The organism is Delftia sp. S65 (assembly GCF_016516495.1).
GTDB lineage: Bacteria > Pseudomonadota > Gammaproteobacteria > Burkholderiales > Burkholderiaceae_C > Comamonas > Comamonas acidovorans.
Genome location: NZ_JACVUR010000014.1, coordinates 42,830 through 59,702, shown reverse-complemented (window position 1 = coordinate 59,702; position 16,873 = coordinate 42,830). Strand labels below are relative to the sequence as shown.

At 67.2% G+C, this 16,873-nt stretch carries 10 protein-coding genes; 7 read left to right on the top strand and 3 right to left on the bottom strand.

Features of this window, described 5'->3' with window-relative positions:
• Positions 1–272 precede the first annotated feature (272 nt).
• The 3 genes from IAE24_RS14240 to IAE24_RS14230 all read left to right on the top strand — a co-directional run bounded on the left by IAE24_RS14240 (position 273) and on the right by IAE24_RS14230 (position 3,228).
• A complete protein-coding gene (locus IAE24_RS14240; RefSeq protein WP_071956972.1) occupies positions 273–1,259 on the top strand; it encodes a TRAP transporter substrate-binding protein in 987 nt (328 codons plus the stop codon).
• 147 nt (positions 1,260–1,406) lie between these two features.
• On the top strand, positions 1,407–1,922 hold the full coding sequence (locus tag IAE24_RS14235; protein ID WP_043820239.1) for a TRAP transporter small permease: 516 nt from the start codon (positions 1,407–1,409) through the stop codon (positions 1,920–1,922).
• A gap of 19 nt (positions 1,923–1,941) precedes the next feature.
• Positions 1,942–3,228, top strand: a complete 1,287-nt coding sequence (locus IAE24_RS14230) for a TRAP transporter large permease (protein ID WP_199960203.1) — start codon at positions 1,942–1,944, stop codon at positions 3,226–3,228.
• A gap of 136 nt (positions 3,229–3,364) precedes the next feature.
• On the opposite strand, the gene IAE24_RS14225 is transcribed toward IAE24_RS14230, so the two are convergent.
• Positions 3,365–4,165, bottom strand: coding sequence for an IclR family transcriptional regulator (locus IAE24_RS14225; protein ID WP_012207743.1), 801 nt, complete (start codon positions 4,163–4,165; stop codon positions 3,365–3,367).
• Between the two features lie 165 nt (positions 4,166–4,330).
• Between IAE24_RS14225 and IAE24_RS14220 the strand changes: the two genes are divergently transcribed.
• The 3 genes from IAE24_RS14220 (at position 4,331) to IAE24_RS14210 (ending at position 8,402) form a co-directional block, all read left to right on the top strand.
• Complete coding sequence (locus tag IAE24_RS14220) at positions 4,331–5,983, top strand: GMC family oxidoreductase (protein WP_199960202.1); 1,653 nt, start codon at positions 4,331–4,333, stop codon at positions 5,981–5,983.
• Positions 5,984–6,031: 48 nt separating this feature from the next.
• Complete coding sequence (locus tag IAE24_RS14215; RefSeq protein ID WP_199960201.1) at positions 6,032–7,360, top strand: MFS transporter; 1,329 nt, start codon at positions 6,032–6,034, stop codon at positions 7,358–7,360.
• 181 nt (positions 7,361–7,541) lie between these two features.
• Positions 7,542–8,402 carry a hypothetical protein gene (locus IAE24_RS14210; protein ID WP_180318654.1) on the top strand — a complete coding sequence of 287 codons (861 nt, stop codon included), beginning with the start codon at positions 7,542–7,544 and terminating at the stop codon, positions 8,400–8,402.
• Positions 8,403–8,424: 22 nt separating this feature from the next.
• On the opposite strand, the gene IAE24_RS14205 is transcribed toward IAE24_RS14210, so the two are convergent.
• Positions 8,425–9,390: a LysR family transcriptional regulator gene (locus IAE24_RS14205; RefSeq protein WP_034397367.1), complete on the bottom strand. Its 966-nt coding sequence runs from the start codon at positions 9,388–9,390 to the stop codon at positions 8,425–8,427.
• A gap of 129 nt (positions 9,391–9,519) precedes the next feature.
• On the opposite strand from IAE24_RS14205, the gene IAE24_RS14200 reads away from it, so the two are divergent.
• Positions 9,520–10,698: an MFS transporter gene (locus IAE24_RS14200; protein WP_199960200.1), complete on the top strand. Its 1,179-nt coding sequence runs from the start codon at positions 9,520–9,522 to the stop codon at positions 10,696–10,698.
• Positions 10,699–10,701: 3 nt separating this feature from the next.
• On the opposite strand, the gene uvrA is transcribed toward IAE24_RS14200, so the two are convergent.
• On the bottom strand, positions 10,702–16,659 hold the full coding sequence (gene uvrA / locus IAE24_RS14195) for an excinuclease ABC subunit UvrA (RefSeq protein WP_199960199.1): 5,958 nt from the start codon (positions 16,657–16,659) through the stop codon (positions 10,702–10,704).
• Between the last annotated feature and the right edge of the window lie 214 nt (positions 16,660–16,873).

The window sequence follows — 16,873 nt, the reverse complement described above, 5'->3', positions numbered from 1 at the left end:
CTGAACCCGACGCCCGATGACGCTTGCGCGCATCGGGCGTTTGTCATTTCAGCACCTATGACATCGCCAAATCAGATGCACCTCAACGCACATGACGAGCGCTTTGTACGTGGTCGCCACAAGGGGAGTGGTCACTACAATCCATGGGCTCTTTTTTTCATCGCCGGGCCGCCCCAGGATGAAAAGCGGCCCCCTGCGGGGGACCGCAGACCTTGCCCTGCAAGGGGAGCGTGGGGGCCATTTTTCAACACACAACAAGTGAGACTGCCGCTATGCAAATGATCCGCCGCACCCTTCTTTCGACCTGCGTGGCCGCCATGGCGGTTGCTTCGGCTGGCGCCGTACTGGCACAGACCAAGGAGGTCAAGGTGGGCTACGCCCTGGCCGTGAATTCGCACTACGGCGCGGCCGCCCAGGCCTGGGCCGATGCGGTGGAAAAGGGCACGAACGGCGCCTACAAGTTCAAGCAGTTCCCCGCGTCCGCCCTGGGCGGCGAGCGCGAGCTGATCGAGGGCCTGCAGCTGGGCACGGTGGAGGCGGCCATCGTCTCCACGGGCGCCATCAGCAACTTCGTGCCCGATGTGGGCGTGGTGGACATTCCCTTCCTGTTCCGCGACACGCAGCATGCGCGCGCCGTGCTGGACGGCGCCTTCGGCCAGGAGCTGCTGGCCAAGTTCAGCAAGCGCGGCCTGGTCGCGCTGGCCTGGGGCGAGCAGGGCTTTCGCCACCTGTCCAACAACAAGCACGCCGTCAACGGCGTGGCCGATCTCAAGGGCCTGAAGATCCGCGTGACCGAGAACCCCGTGCACATCACGGCCTTCCGCACGCTGGGCGCATCGCCCACGCCCATGTCCTGGCCCGAGGTGATCGGTGCACTGCAGCAGGGCACGATCGACGGCCAGGAGAACCCGATCTCGGTGCTGGCCTCGGCCAAGCTGTGGCAGGTGCAAAAGCACCTGACGCTGACGGCCCATGTGTACGCGCCCATGGCCCTGCTGGTGTCGCCCTCGTTCTGGGGCACGCTGAACGACAGCCAGAAGGCGGCCTTCACGCAGGGCGCCAAGTCGGGCGCCATCGCTTCGCGCGTGTTCGTGGACACGGTGGAGAAGAAGGGCGTGGAAGAGGCCAAGAGCCACGGCATGCAGGTGGTGGAGAAGGTGGACCAGGCCGCCTTCCGCACCGCGCTGGAGCCGGCCTACAAGGAATACGCGAAGAAGTTCGGCCAGAAGACGCTGGACACCATCGCCAACGCCAAGTAATCCTTCCTGCCACGGGCGGCCTGCCCGTGGCACCGGGCCGCCGCTGCGGGCAAGCCCCATGGCCCCGCACGGCGCCCACGCCGATGATCTGACCTCCGACGGCAGCCCGGCCCTTGCGCCACTCCCCTCCTGCCCTCGCCCACTCCTATGCTCAACCGAATCGAACGCGCCCTTGTGGCCTGCAACCGCTGGCTGCTGATCGTGCTGTTGCTGGCCATGGCCTGCATCGTGTTTGCCAATGTGGTGCTGCGCTACACCACGGGCGACTCCATTGTCTGGGCCGAGGAAGTGGCCCGGCACATGATGATCTGGGTCACCTTCCTGGGCGCGGGCCTGGTGCTGCGCTTCGGCGGCCATGTAGCCATCGACAACCTGCACCGCTCGGTGGGCACGCGCAAGGCGCAGTGGCTGCGCCGCCTCGTGGTGCTGGGCGTGGGCCTGTTCTGCGCGGTGATGGCGGTGGCCTCGTCGCAGTACGTCTGGGCCACGCGCTTCCAGACCACGGCGGCCACGGACATTCCGATCTCCTTCGTCTACGCGGCCATGCCCGTGGGCTTCGTGCTGATGCTGGTGCATCTGCTGTTCATTGCGCGCGGCTACGTGGCTGATGGCTCCTTCGCCGAATCCGACGAGATGGATGCCGACGCAGCCGCGTCGATCTGATCCACCAGGCAGACACATCATGGGTATCACGCTTTTCATCGCCATCATCGTCCTGCTCACGCTGGGCTTTCCGGTGGCTTTCGCGCTGGCGATCTCCGCCGCACTGGCCGTCTTCGTGGGGGGCCGCTATCCGCAGCTCATCGTATTCAAGGAGATGTTCACGGGCATAGACAGCTTTCCGCTGATGGCCGTGCCCTTCTTCATCCTGGCGGCCGAGCTGATGTCGGGCGGCGCGCTCACGCATGTGCTGCTGCGCTTTGCCGCGCAGTTCGTGGGCCATCTGCGCGGCGGCCTGGGCTATGCCAATGTGCTGTCGCTGACGCTGTTCTCGGGCATTTCGGGCTCGGCTCTGGCCGATGCGGCCGGTCCCGGCTCGATGATGGTCAAGATGATGGACAAGGCCGGCTATGCACGCTCCTACGCGGCGGCGCTGACGGCCAGCACGGCCATCGTGGGGCCCATCATTCCGCCGTCGGTGAGCATGATCATCTACGCGCTGCAGGATGAGAACGTGTCGGTGGGCGGGCTGTTCATGGCCGGCTTCATTCCCGGCATCCTGATCGCGCTGGCCATGGCCGCTGTGAACTGGTGGGTGTGCAGGAAGCGTGACTACCGCTCCACCGAGCCGCGCCCCGACGGCCGCACGATGTGGATCAACAGCTTCAAGGCGATTCCCGCGCTGATGCTGATCGTGCTCATCGTGGTGGGCATCCGCTTCGGCATCTTCACGCCCACCGAGGCGTCGGTGGTGGCCGTGTTCTACGCCCTGGTCTGCGGCAAGTGGGTGTACCGCACGCTGCAATGGTCGGCGCTGCCGGGCATTGCGGCGCGCTCGGCCATGCTGACGGCCTCGGTGCTGCTGGTGATGGCGACTTCGGCCGCCTTTGCCTGGGTGCTGACGGTGGAGGGCATTCCGCAGTACCTGTCCGAGCTGATCGTGAGCTGGGAGCTGTCGCCCCCCCTGTTCCTGGTGGCGGTGAACATCCTGCTGCTGGTGTTCGGCATCTTCATGGAGCCGCTGCCCGGCGTGATGATCCTGGTGCCCATCCTGGCGCCCATTGCGTTCAGCCTGGGCATCGATCCCACGCACTTCGCCATGGTGGTGATCGTGAACCTGACGCTGGGCATGATCACGCCGCCCGTGGGCGGACTGCTGTTCGTGACCTCGGTGGCCACGCGCGTGTCCATCACCGATCTCACGCGCGAGATGCCGCTGTTCCTGCTGGCCCACTTCGTGGTGCTGTGCCTGCTGACCTTCATCCCTGCGCTGTCCACCTGGTTGCCGCATACGCTGGGCTTCCAGTGACGACAAGGGCCTCCGAGTGAGGCCCTTTTTTTTGCCGCCGGGCCGCCCCAAGGCAAAAAGCGGCCCCCTTGGGGGGGCAGCGGACCTTGCGCAGCAAGGGTAGCGCGGGGGCCTTTTTTCTGGGGTGCCCAGCGCCTCAGAAGAGCAGGCCGGCCATGCGCTGGGCCGTTTCCTTCAGGTGCGGCAGACCCTCCAGCGCCTGCGCCAGCGGCATGCGCGCCTCGGGCGCATGCACGGCCAGCGTGGCGCGGCACTGGCCCTTGGCATCGCGCACGGGCACGGCCACGGCGATCATGCCGCGCATGAATTCCTCGCGGTCGCAGGAGTGGCCTTCACGCACGATGCGCGCGCATTCCTGTGCCAGCGCCTCGGGCGTGGTCAGCGTGTTGGCCGTGCAAGCGGTGAGTTCCACGCTGTCCAGAATGGCGGCGCGCCGGGCCGCAGGCATATGGGCCAGGAACAGCTTGCCGCTGGCCGTGGCGTGGATGGGCACCATCGATCCGGCCTCCAGCTGGATGCGCAGCGGCCAGTGGGTCTCGACACGGTCCAGGTAGCGCACGCGCGTACCGTCCAGCACGGTGAGGTTGCAGGTCTCGCCCAGACGGGCCACCAGCTGGGACAGCAGCTCATGGCGCAGGGCCTGGCGCGGGTCGGCTTGCAGGGCGCGCACGGCCAGGCTCAGCAGCTTGGGGCCCGGGGAGAAGCTGCGGTCACCCTCATGGCGCAACAGCCATTGCCGCGCCTCCAGGTGGGAGCACAGGCGCGAGGCCGTGGCCTTGGGCAGGTTGAGCGCGGCTGCGATGTCCATGAGGCCCGGCGGGGCCTCGGCCTGGGTCACGAAATCGAGCACGGCCAGGGAGCGATCGGAGACCGAGTTCGCTTCGTCCTGCCGTGCAGGGGTGGGGTCCGGGGCAGCGCTGGCAAGGGATGGCGGCATGGGGCGGTGTCGTGTCGTGTGGAAGGCCGGAAACGCTTTCGATCATGCCTGATCGCCAGGAGGCGGCAAGGGTTTGCGCGGGGTTGCAGTCCACGGCGGCAACGAATAAGTTTCACTCAAAGGAACAAATTGTTCCTTCAAAAGAAACTCAGAAGGAGCCACTGCATGCCGGACCCCATCGACAGCTATGACTACGTGATCGTGGGAGCAGGCTCGGCCGGCTGCGTGCTGGCCGCGCGCCTGTCCGAGGACCCGGCCACGCGGGTGCTGCTGCTGGAGGCCGGCCCGCCGGACCGCTCGCCCTGGATCCACCTGCCCATCGGCTACGGCAAGACCATGTGGAGCCCCGTCTACAACTGGAAGTTCGAGACCGACCCAGACCCCAACATGAACGGCCGGCGCATCTACTGGCCGCGCGGCCGCACGCTGGGCGGCAGCAGCTCCATCAACGGCCTGATCTACGTGCGCGGCCAGCGCGAGGACTACGACCACTGGGCGGCGCTGGGCAATGCGGGCTGGTCGTATGAGGAGGTGCTGCCCTACTTTGTGAAGTCCGAAGGCAATGCGCGCGGCGCCTTCCCGGGCCATGGCGCGGACGGGCCGCTCAAGGTCTCGGACATCGGCGCACAGCATCCGCTGATCGAGGCCTTCATTGCCGGTGCAGGCCAGGTCGGCGTGCCCCGCACCGAGGACTTCAACGGCCGCGACCAGGAGGGCGCGGGCTACTACCAGCTCACCACCCACAAGGGCCTGCGCTGCAGCACGGCCAAGGCCTATCTGGGCGAGGCCCGGCGCCGCCCCAATCTGCGCATAGAGACCGACGCCATGGCCACGCAGCTGGTGCTGCGCGGCCGGCGCGCCACCGGCATCCGCTACCGGCAAGGCGGGCAGGAGCGCCAGGCCCAGGCGCGGGCCGAGGTGATTCTGTCGGCAGGCGCCATCCAGTCGCCGCAGCTGCTGCAACTGTCGGGCATAGGCCCGGCCGCGCTGTCGCAGTCCCTGGGGATTCCCGTGGTGCACGATCTGCCGGGCGTGGGCGAGAACTTGCAGGACCATCTTCAGATCCGCCTGGGCTACGAATGCAGCCAGCCCATCACCACCAATGACCAGCTCAATTCCTGGGTGGGCAGGACCAAGCTGGGGCTGGAATGGCTGCTGTTCCGCTCGGGCGCGCTGGCCGTGGGCATCAACCAGGGCGGCTGCTTCATGCGTGCGCTCAGGGACGGGCAGGGCCGGCCCGTGGCGGCCACGCCCGACATCCAGTTCCACGTCTCCACGCTGTCGGCCGACATGGCAGGCGGGCAGGTCCATCCGTACTCGGGCTTCACCATGTCGGTCTGCCAGCTGCGGCCCGAGTCACGCGGGCAGTTGCGCATCCGCTCGCGCGATGCCTTCGAGCCGCCTTCCATCCAGCCCAACTACCTGGCCACCGACCTGGACCGCCGCACCAACGTGGCGGCCGTGCGCGCGGCACGCGCCATTGCCGACACGCCGGCCATGCGCCCCTTCGTGAAGCGGGAGGTCAAGCCCGGCCCCGATGCGCACAGCGATGCGGAGCTGCTGGAGTTCTGCCGCAACCACGGCGCCACCATCTTCCACCCCAGCGGTACCTGCCGCATGGGCAGCGACGCCCTGGCCGTGGTCGATGCGCGCCTGCGCGTGCACGGCATGGCCGGCCTGCGCGTGGTCGATTGCTCGGTCATGCCCACCCTGGTCTCGGGCAACACCAACGCGCCCGTGGTGATGATGGCCGAGAAGGCCGCCGACATGGTTCGCGAAGACAGGCACGGAGAGACAGGGCAGCTCAAGGTCGCATGACTGCCCGTTCCTGCATCCCGGCAATGCGACAGACAACCAGGAGACAGCATGACGACGGCAACCGATCCCAGGGTCATCCGCAAGGTGGTGACCTCCGCGCTCATCGGCGCAACCATCGAGTGGTATGACTTCTTCCTGTACGGCGTGGTCGCCGGCATCGTGTTCAGCAAGCTGTACTTTCCCAGTGATGATCCGCTGATCTCCACGCTGCTGGCCTACACCACCTTTGCCGTGGGCTTTGTCACGCGGCCGCTGGGCGGGGTGATCTTCGGGCACTTCGGCGACCGCGTGGGGCGCAAGAGCATCCTGGTGGTCACGCTGATGATCATGGGCGTGTCCACCTTCCTGATCGGCCTGCTGCCCACGCATGCGCAGATCGGCGTGGCCGCCCCCATCCTGCTGCTGCTGTTGCGCGTGGCCCAGGGCATAGGCCTGGGCGGCGAATGGGGCGGCGCCGTGCTCATGGCCTACGAATACGCGCCCAAGGAAAAGCGGGGCTTCTACGCCTCCCTGCCCCAGGTGGGCCTGGCCATCGGCCTGTTCATGGCCTCGGGCGTGGTGGCCCTGCTGTCCTGGCTGTGTACCGAGGAGCAATTCATGGCCTGGGGCTGGCGCGTCGCGTTCCTGATCTCGGGACTCATGGTGGCCGTGGGCATGTACATCCGCCTGCATGTGAAGGAGACGCCCGAATTCGCGGCCGTCAAGGCACGCAATGCCGAGACCGCGATTCCCTTCATGGACATGATGCGGCGCTATCCGGGCAATGTGCTCAAGGGCATGGGCGCACGCTATATCGACGGCGTTTTCTTCAACGTCTTCGGCGTGTTCTCGATCAGCTACCTGACCTCCACCCTGCAGATCAGCCGCACCGACGCATTGATCGGCGTGATGGTCGCCGCCATGGTGATGTGCTTCACGATTCCACTGTTCGGCCGCCTGTCCGACCGCCTGGGCCGCAGCCGCGTGTATCTGTGGGGATCGCTGATCACCGCGGTCTCTGCCTTCCCGGCCTTCTGGCTCATGGCCCACAGCGGCGGCAATGTGCTGCTGATATGGATCGCCATCGTCGTGCCCTTCGGCATTCTCTACGCGGCGGTCTACGGTCCCGAGGCCGCCCTCTTCTGCGACCTGTTCGACGCCAAGGTGCGCTACACCGGCATTTCCTTCGTCTACCAGTTCTCTGGCATTTTCGCGTCCGGCATCACGCCCATCATTGCGACGGCGCTGGTCAAGACGGCCGGTGGCAGCCCGTGGCTGGTGTGCCTGTATGTGGTGTTTGCGGGAGCGGTATCGGCCTGGTGTGCCTGGGCGATCGGGAGGGATGGAAGCAGCGCCCGTATCTATCAACCTGTCGAGAATGCCAGGGCCAGCCTGTGAACCGATGGATTCCATGCGATTTCAGGAAGGCTCAATCCTGTACGCCAGAAAATCAAATCACTGGCGTGCAAATCCATTCCAGGGACGCCGGCAGAAACTACCCGGCATTCAGCGCATTGCTTCTTTTTGTAAATACGTTAGATAAAATGCGCATGGATTTTCACATCTCAATAGAGAGACCATGTTCAAAAAAATACTGGCTGCGGCCACCTTGCTGGGCTGCGGCTTGGCGCACGCATTCATGCCCAGCAATGGCACCTGGGTCGTGACCTCCGAACTCAACGGAAAGCCGGGCCGCGGGCTGGCCATCGATGCACAGAACGGCACGCTGGTTCTGCAAATGTATGCCTACGAACCCAGCGGCCAGCCCACCTTCTACATGACCTCGGGCGCGCTGACCAACAACCGCTTTGCCGCGCCGCTGATCCGCTACCAGGGTGGCCGCTATCTGGGCAGCGGCCCGATGTCGGGCTCCGAAGACCGGAACATGGGCCAGGTCAGCATGCGCTTCACCAGCGGCGTTTCGGGTTTCATCACGCTGCCCGGTGAGCAGGAAGTGGCGATTTCGCGTTTCAACTTCGGTTATCCCGCCGTGGCATCCAGCCTGAGGGGCGTCTGGAGCATGACCTCGCTAGGCTCGGAAGGCCTTCAGACTCTGGCGGCGGAGTTGACGCGCCAGACCAGTGCCACATCCAACGGCAACGGCCTCATGACCAGCGGCGACGGCCTGTTCGGCTGCGAGCACCAGATCCGCGGACCGATGGCGGGTGAAACGCTGTGTGTCTGGATCAACGGCTCGGGCCAGGTCCAGCGCAGCTATCGCTTTGTCTACAGCGTCAATGACGGCGAAGGCACGTCCAGCACCTATGGCAACCGTCCCAACCAGCGCCTGGTCGTCAAGCGGCTTACCACCCCCCAGGACGTGGGCACGGGCATCGTCTACGAAAATTCGGCGCCTGCAGAACCTGTGTACACGGCGCTGCACGAGCACATCGAAAGCCTGTCGATGAACGCCACCCCTCTGCCCTCCGGGCAGGAGTGACGCCCCCGCTGCCGGCTACTCCTCAGGGCAGCGCCGGCAGTTGCTCCGCATGCCGCAGGTCCACATGCGCCTGCAGGAAGTCGAGCACGGCGCGCGTACGCGGGGGCAGGCGGTCTGGCTTGCCCAGGTAGACGGCGTGGATGGGTTCCAGGTCGCCCGTGTTGAATTCCTCCAGCACGGGCACCAGCCGGCCGGCGAGCACGTCGGCCCAGGCGTGGTACAGCGACAGGCGGGCCAGGCCCGTGCCGTGCAGCGCCAGCTCGCGCATCACATCGCCGTCGTTGACGCGCACCACCTCCCCGATATCGACGGCCACGCGCTGGCCGTCCACCAGAAATGGCCAGTGCGGTATGGCGCGCTGGTAGCTCCAGCCCAGGCGCACATGGTGGCCCAGCTCGTCTGGATGCAGGGGCCTGCCCATGCGGGCCAGGTACTGCGGTGAGGCGAGGATGACCTGCCGCGTGTGGCCCAGCAGCCGCGCCACCATGTCCGAGGGTGGAAGCTGGCCCCAGCGCACGGCGATGTCCGTGCCGGCCTCGACCAGGTCCACGATCTGGTCCGTGAAGCTCAGTTCCAGGCTCAGCCCGGGATGGCGCTGCAGCAATTGCGGCACCAGGGGCACGAGCAGCATTTTTCCGGTCGATGAGCTGGTGTTGATGCGCACCAGGCCGCGTGGTTCGCTGCGCACGGCCACGCAGGCCTCCAGTTCCTCCAGGTCGGCCAGCACGCGCTTGCCGCGCTCGAACAGCTGGCAGCCTTCGGGCGTGAGATGCAGCCGCCGCGTGCTGCGCTGCAGCAGCTGCACGCCCAGGCGCGCCTCCAGCCGCGACATGCTCTTGCTGACGGCCGAGGGCGAGATGCCTAGGTGGCGTGCAGCGGCTGATAGGCTGCCGCGCTCGGCCACCAGGATCAGCATTTCCAGCTCGGCAAAGCGGTTGGCATCGGCGTTGCCTGTGTCGGTGGCCGTGGGTGGGGCAAGTGCGGGCATGGCGTCTCCTGAAAAGAGGTCATCTATTCCATACAGGAACAGATACGTTTCCATTATTCCATCTACACAAAGGTATGTTGCAGTGCGACATTAATGGACATCACACCAAGGATCACAAGGAATCCGTCCATGCCTCTTTCCCTACTCGCCCTGGCGGCCGGTGCCTTTGGCATCGGCACCACGGAATTCATCATCATGGGCCTGCTGACACAGGTCAGCCAGGATCTTCACATCAGCATTCCCACGGCGGGCTCGCTGATTTCGGGCTACGCCATCGGCGTGGCCGTGGGCGCGCCCGTGCTCACGCTGCTGACGCGCCAATGGCCGCGCAAGCGCCTGCTGCTGGCGCTGATGCTGATCTTCATCGCCGGCAACCTGGCCGCCGCGTTCGCGCCCAGCTATGAATGGCTGATGTCGGCGCGCGTGCTGACCTCGCTGACCCACGGCACCTTCTTCGGCGTGGGCGCCGTGGTGGCCACGGGCCTGGTGCCGGTGGACAAGAAGGCGTCGGCGATTGCGCTGATGTTCTCGGGCCTGACCCTGGCCACCCTGCTGGGCGTGCCTGCCGGCGCCTGGATCGGCCAGATGTTCGGCTGGCGCAGCGCCTTCCTGGCCGTGGCCGCGATCGGCGTTCTGGCCTTTGCAATCCTGGCCGCCTTCGTGCCGCGCGACCAGGGCCGCCCCGAGGTCACGCCGCTGGCGCAGGAGCTTGCCGTGCTGGCCAACGGCCAGGTCTGGCTGGGCCTGGGCATCACGGCCTTCGGCTTTGCGGGCGTGTTTGCGCTCTACACCTATGTGGAGCCGCTGCTGACCCAGGTGACCCGCATGGGCGACAGCCTGGTGGCACTGACCCTGCTGCTGTTCGGCGCGGGCCTGGCCGCAGGCAATCTGCTGGGCGGCAAGCTGGCCGACCGGGGCGTGATGCGCGCCCTGGTGTGGAGCATTGCGGCGCTGATGGTGGTGCTGGCGGCAGGCCGCTGGGCCTTCGGGAACCAGGCCGTTGCCATGACCTATGTGATCGTGCTGGGCGTCGTGGCCTTCGCCACGGTGGCTCCCATGCAGATGCGCGTGCTGGACCAGGCCGGCCCCCAGGGCGCCAACCTGGTCTCCAGCCTGAACATTGCGGCCTTCAACCTGGGCAATGCCCTGGGTGCCTGGGTCGGCGGCCTGGCCCTGGCCGGTGGCCTGGGCCTGGTCAACCTGGGCTGGGCCGCCGCCGCGCTGACGGCCGTGGGCCTGGTGCTGGTCTTCTGGAGCAGCCGCCTGTCCGCAGGCTCCGCACGCAGCGCAGGCGTGGCCTGCGCCTGAGGCTCAACGGGCCAGCACGGGCTTGAGCGCCTTGCCCGTGTGCGTGCCCGCAGCCACCAGATCCTCGGGCGTGCCGGCCGCAATGATGCGGCCGCCGTCCTTTCCGCCTTCGGGGCCGAGGTCGATGATCCAGTCGGCCTCGGCGATCACGTCCAGGTCATGCTCGATGACGACCACGCTGTGGCCCGCATCCACCAGGCGGTGCAGCACGCGAATGAGCTTGTCCACGTCGGCCATGTGCAGGCCCACCGTGGGTTCGTCCAGCACATAGAGCGTGTGGGGCGCCTTGTTGCCGCGCCGGGTCACGTCGTCGCGCACCTTGGTCAGCTCGGTGACGAGCTTGATGCGCTGGGCCTCGCCGCCCGACAGCGTGGGCGAGGGCTGGCCCAGCGTGAGATAGCCCAGGCCCACGTCCTTCAGCAACTGCAGCGGGTGGGCGATGCTGGGCATGCTGGCGAAGAACTCGACGGCCTCGTCCACCTCCATCTGCAGCACGTCGCCAATGCTCTTGCCGCGCCAGGATACGGCCAGGGTCTCGGGGTTGAAGCGCGCGCCATGGCAGACCTCGCAGGGCACCTTGACGTCGGGCAGGAAGCTCATCTCGATGGTGCGCATGCCCTGACCCTCGCAGGCCGGGCAGCGGCCTTCGCCGGTGTTGAACGAGAAGCGGCCGGCCGCGTAGCCGCGGGCCTTGGCCTCCAGCGTTTCGGCATAGAGCTTGCGGATAGTGTCCCAGAAGCCGATGTAGGTGGCCGGGCAGCTGCGCGGCGTCTTGCCGATGGGGGTCTGGTCCACTTCCAGCACGCGGTCAATGCCCTCGAAGCCCTGCAGGCCCTTGCAGCCGGACAGCGGCGGCGCCTTGCCCGCGTCCATGGCATCGCGCCCGGCCTTGGTGGCGCGCTGGCCCACCCAGGCGGCCACATTGGCCAGCATCACGTCGCGCGCCAGCGTGGACTTGCCCGAGCCGCTGACGCCGGTGACGGCCACCAGGCGCTTGAGCGGCACGCGCGCATCCACGTTCTGCAGGTTGTGCAAATGGGCGCCGCGCACGGTCAGCCAGCCCAGTGCGTCGGAGGCGGGTTCGGCGTCGACAACGACAGGCGCGGCCTTCTTTTTGGATTTGGATACCTTGACAGGCGCGGGTTCCGGCACCGGTTCGGCCACTGCTGCAAGCTCGGCGGCCGCCTGCGGCGGCTGGCCTTCGCCCACCCAGCGGCGCGGCTGGAACGGGTGGCGCATGGCGTGCAGCAGGTAGCGGCCCGTGATGGAGTCCTCGGCCGCCATGATGTCGGCCGCCGTGCCCTGGGCCACCAGGCGGCCGCCGCGTATGCCGGCGCTGGGACCGATGTCGATGATGTGGTCGGCGCGGCGGATGGTGTCTTCGTCATGCTCGACCACGACCAGGGTGTTGCCCTTGTCGCCCAGCTTGTGCAGGGCGTTGAGCAGGATCTGGTTGTCGCGTGCATGCAGGCCGATGGTGGGTTCGTCCAGCACATAGCACACGCCCTGCAGGTTGCTGCCCAGCTGCGCGGCCAGGCGGATGCGCTGGGCCTCGCCGCCCGACAGCGTGGGCGCGCCACGGTCCAGCGTCAGGTAGCCCAGGCCCACCTCCTCGAGGAATTCGAGGCGGCTCTGGATCTCGGGGATGAGGTCGCGGGCAATATCGGCCTCGCGGCCCGACATCGCCAGCGCCTGCACCCATTTGCGCACGTCGTTGACCGACAGCTGGGCGATCTCGGCAATGCCCACGCCATGGAAGCGCACGGCGCGCGCCGTGGCGTTCAGGCGTGTGCCCTGGCAGGTGGGGCAGGTCACTTCGGCCAGGTCTTCGATTTCCTGGCCTTCGAACTTGACCTCCCGGCCCCGGTTGTCCTCGACCAGCAGGGTGTCGTCATAGACCTTGCGCTGGTCCTTGGTGAGCTTGACGCCCGTGCCCACGCAGTCGGGGCACCAGCCGTGCTTGCTGTTGTAGGAAAACAGGCGCGGGTCCAGCTCGGCATAGCTGGTGGCGCAGACCGGGCAGGCGCGCTGGGTGGAGAACACCTGCAGGCTGCCGATGCCGGCCGTGCTCCGGCCGCCGGCCATGGCATCGGCCAGGTTGTCCAGGCCGGACAGCACATGCAGCACGCCCTTGCCTGTTTCCAGCGCCTGCGCCAGGTGGCCGCGCAGTTCGCGCTCGTTGGCCGCCGTGACGGTGACGCTGGCCACGGGCAGTTCGATGGTGTGCTCCTTGAAGCGGTCGATGCGCGGGAATCCCGTGGTGGGCAGGAATTCGCCGTCCACGCGCAGATGGGTGTAGCCGCGCGGCCGTGCCCAGTCGGCCAGCTCGGTGTAGACGCCCTTGCGGTTGACCACCAGCGGCGCCAGCAGGCCGATGGTCTGGCCCCTGAACTGCGTGAGCAATTGGGCCGCGATGCTTTCCGCCGTCTGCGGCTGCACGGCGGCGCCGTCGTGGATGCAGTGCTGCGTGCCCAGCTTGACGTAGAGCAGGCGCAGGAAGTGCCATACCTCGGTGGTCGTGCCCACGGTGGACTTGCGCCCGCCGCGCGACAGGCGCTGCTCGATGGCCACGGTGGGCGGAATGCCGTAGACCGCGTCCACCTCGGGCCGGCCCGCAGGCTGGACGATGGAGCGCGCATAGGCGTTGAGCGACTCCAGGTAGCGGCGCTGCCCTTCGTTGAACAGGATGTCGAAGGCCAGCGTGGACTTGCCCGAGCCCGAGACACCCGTCACCACGTTGAACTTGCCGCGCGGGATCTCCACCGACAGCTGCTTGAGGTTGTGCTCCTTGGCGTTGACGATCTCGATGGCATTCCTGGCCGCGGCGCCCGACATGGCATGCGCCTTGCGCTGGCTGTTGTAGAGCATGGGGGCGACCTCGCGCACCGCCTCGCCGCCCACGCCCATGGCCAGGTCGTACTCGCGCAGCGCCTGGGCCGTGTGCGAGCCGGGAATCTGGCGCACTTCCTCGGGCGTGCCCTGGGCCACGATGGCGCCGCCGCCGTCGCCGCCTTCGGGGCCGAGGTCGATCAGCCAGTCGCTGGCGCGGATCACGTCGAGGTTGTGCTCGATGACGATCAGCGAGTGCCCGGCCTCCAGCAGCTTGCGCAGCGCGCGCATGAGCTTGGCGATGTCGTCGAAGTGCAGGCCCGTGGTGGGCTCGTCGAACAGGAACAATGTGCCCTTCTTGGCCAGCGCCTGCTTCGACTTGGCCTGGGACTTGGCGGCCTCGGCCAGGAAGCCCGCGAGCTTGAGGCGCTGGGCCTCGCCGCCCGACAGCGTGGGCACGGGCTGGCCCAGCTTCACGTATTCAAGGCCCACATCGACGATGGGCTGCAGGGCGCGGATGACCTCGCGGTCCTGCGCGAACAGCAGGGCCGCTTCGGCCACGGTGAGTTCCAGCACATCGGCCACGTTGAGCTTGCGCGGCTGCAGCTCGCCGGCCGCGTGGCGCTCGATCGTGACTTCCAGGATCTCGGGGCGGTAGCGCGTCCCGTTGCAGTCGGGGCAGCGCAGGTAGACATCGGAGAGGAACTGCATCTCCACATGCTCGAAGCCCGAGCCGCCGCAGGTGGGGCAGCGGCCGTCGCCGCTGTTGAAGCTGAACTTGGCGGCCGTGTAGCCGCGCTGGCGCGACAGCGGCGCAATGGCGAACAGCTCGCGGATGGAGTCCCAGGCGCCCACGTAGCTGGCCGGGTTGGAGCGAGCCGTCTTGCCGATGGGCGACTGGTCCACGAACATCACGTCGCTCAGGTGGTCGGCGCCCAGCAGGCGCTCGAAGGCGCCGGCCGCATCCGTGGGCTTGCCGAAGTGGCGCATCAGCGCGGGCACCAGCACGTCCTGGATCAGCGTGGACTTGCCCGAGCCGCTGACGCCGGTGATGGTGACCAGTCGCTGCAGCGGAAAGTCCACGTCGATGCTGCGCAGGTTGTGCTCGCGCGCGCCTTCGAGGATGAGGCGTGGCGTGGACTCGGTCACCATGCGCTTGAGGCCGAAGCCCACCTGCTTGCGGCCGCCCAGGTAGGCGCCGGTCAGCGTGTCGGCATGGCGCAGGTCCTCGGGCGTGCCGTCGAACACGATCTGGCCGCCGCGCGCGCCGGGGCCGGGGCCCATGTCGATCATGCGGTCGGCCGCGAACATCACGGCCGGGTCATGCTCGACCACGACCAGGGTGTTGCCCGCATCGCGCAGGCGCTGCATGGCCTCGGTGATGCGTTCCATGTCGCGCGGGTGCAGGCCGATGCTCGGCTCGTCGAGCACGAACAGGGTGTTGACCAGCGAGGTGCCCAGGGCCGTGGTCAGGTTGATGCGCTGCACCTCGCCGCCCGACAGCGTGCGGCTCTGGCGGTCCAGCGTGAGGTAGCCGATGCCCACGTCGCACAGGTACTGCACGCGCGCCATGATTTCGGCGTGCAGCATCTTGAGCGCCTGGGCCTCGCCGTCATGCAATGGGGCATCGACTGCCGGCGCCAGCTGCTGGAAGAAGTCGCGCAGCCGCACCAGGGGCAGCTGCATCAGGTCGTGCAGGCAAAGGCCCGGCAGCGCGTCCAGCTGCTCGCGGCTCCAGGCCACGCCCTTTGGCATGAAGCGGCGGTAGCGGCCTTCGTCGCCGGGCGGCAGCACGGCATCGGCGGCCTGCTTGCCGCCCAGGCGCCACAGCAGGCTTTCGGTCTTCAGGCGCGCGCCGCCGCAGGTGGGGCATTCGGTATAGCTGCGGTACTTGGACAGCAGCACCCGGATGTGCATCTTGTAGGCCTTGCTCTCCAGGTATTCGAAGAAGCGCTTGATGCCGTACCAGGTCTGGGTCCACTTGCCGTTCCAGTTGGGCGAGCCGTCCAGCACCCAGCTCTTTTGCGCGTCGGTGAGCTTGGCCCAGGCCGTGTCGCGCGGGATGCCTTCGGCCTCGGCGTGGCGCATCAGGTCGTCCTGGATCTCCTTCCAGGCCGGCGTCTGCACGGGCTTGATGGCGCCCGTGCGCAGGGTGAGCTTGTCGTTGGGAATGACCAGCCCCCAGTCCACGCCGATCACGCGGCCAAAGCCACGGCAGGCCTCGCAGGCACCCACGGCGGAGTTGAAGGAGAACAGCGAGGGAATCGGCTCCTGGTAGCTCAGGCCGCTTTCGGGGCAATGCAGGCCCAGCGAGAACTTCCACAGCTGGGGCTCGGTGGGCTGGGCACCTGCGGCTTCCACGGCGGATTCAGGCAGCACATAGACCGTCATGTGGCCGCTGCCGCGCTTGAGTGCGACCTCGATGGCCTCGTAGACACGCGCACGCTCCACATTGCCCAGGCGGAAGCGGTCGGCCACCACGTCCAGCATCTTGACCTTGAGCGGCGCCGCCGCCTTGGCCTTCTTGCCCTTGGCGTCTGCAGCGGGCTCCACGGCGCCCGCCTTCTCCGCCTCGCGCTCGGCCTGGACCTTGGTGAAGCCGCTGGCCGACAGCCATTGCTCCACCTCGGCGGCCGTGGTGTTGGCGGGCAGCTCGACGGGGAAGGTGATGGCGATGCGCGGATCACCGGCCTGCCGGCAACGCTCGGCCAGCTCCTCCAGCACGCTGTCGGGCGTGTCGTGGCGCACGGGCACGGCGGTGTCGCGGTCGAACAGCTGGGCCGCACGCGCGAACAGCAGCTTCAGGTGATCGTTGAGCTCGGTCATCGTGCCCACGGTGGAGCGCGAGTTGCGGACGGGATTGGTCTGGTCGATGGCGATGGCCGGCGGCACCCCCTCCACACGGTCCACGGCCGGCTTGTCCATGCGGTCCAGGAACTGGCGCGCATAGGCCGAGAAGGTCTCGACATAGCGGCGCTGGCCTTCGGCATACAGGGTATCGAACACCAGGCTGGACTTGCCCGAGCCGCTGGGCCCCGTGACCACGGTCAGCTCGCCGGTACGGATGTCGAGATCCAGGTTCTGGAGATTGTGCTGGCGTGCGCCGCGAATTCGAATCAGACCGTGCGTCATGGGTGTTCTGTGGTCAGTGGGAGCCAAACATTCTAGGCAGTCCATGCGTCAGGCATCAGACGCTTCTCAATACCTGTATTTTCATACAGGTTAAACAAAAAGACACCGCCTCGACGCATCCGCGCGACCATAAAAAAACCCCGGAACCAGTCCGGGGCTCGTGCCTCTTGCCGAGGGCTTACTTGGCCATCTGCACGGAGGCAGGCATGGCCTG

Bases quoted from the DNA above. Each gene is read 5' to 3' on its own strand.
- IAE24_RS14240 (WP_071956972.1), top strand. From the start codon at position 273: ATGCAAATGATCCGCCGCACCCTTCTTTCGACCTGCGTGGCCGCCATG.
- IAE24_RS14235 (WP_043820239.1), top strand. From the start codon at position 1,407: ATGCTCAACCGAATCGAACGCGCCCTTGTGGCCTGCAACCGCTGGCTG.
- IAE24_RS14230 (WP_199960203.1), top strand. From the start codon at position 1,942: ATGGGTATCACGCTTTTCATCGCCATCATCGTCCTGCTCACGCTGGGC.
- IAE24_RS14225 (WP_012207743.1), bottom strand. From the start codon at position 4,165: ATGCCGCCATCCCTTGCCAGCGCTGCCCCGGACCCCACCCCTGCACGG.
- IAE24_RS14220 (WP_199960202.1), top strand. From the start codon at position 4,331: ATGCCGGACCCCATCGACAGCTATGACTACGTGATCGTGGGAGCAGGC.
- IAE24_RS14215 (WP_199960201.1), top strand. From the start codon at position 6,032: ATGACGACGGCAACCGATCCCAGGGTCATCCGCAAGGTGGTGACCTCC.
- IAE24_RS14210 (WP_180318654.1), top strand. From the start codon at position 7,542: ATGTTCAAAAAAATACTGGCTGCGGCCACCTTGCTGGGCTGCGGCTTG.
- IAE24_RS14205 (WP_034397367.1), bottom strand. From the start codon at position 9,390: ATGCCCGCACTTGCCCCACCCACGGCCACCGACACAGGCAACGCCGAT.
- IAE24_RS14200 (WP_199960200.1), top strand. From the start codon at position 9,520: ATGCCTCTTTCCCTACTCGCCCTGGCGGCCGGTGCCTTTGGCATCGGC.
- uvrA (WP_199960199.1), bottom strand. From the start codon at position 16,659: ATGACGCACGGTCTGATTCGAATTCGCGGCGCACGCCAGCACAATCTC.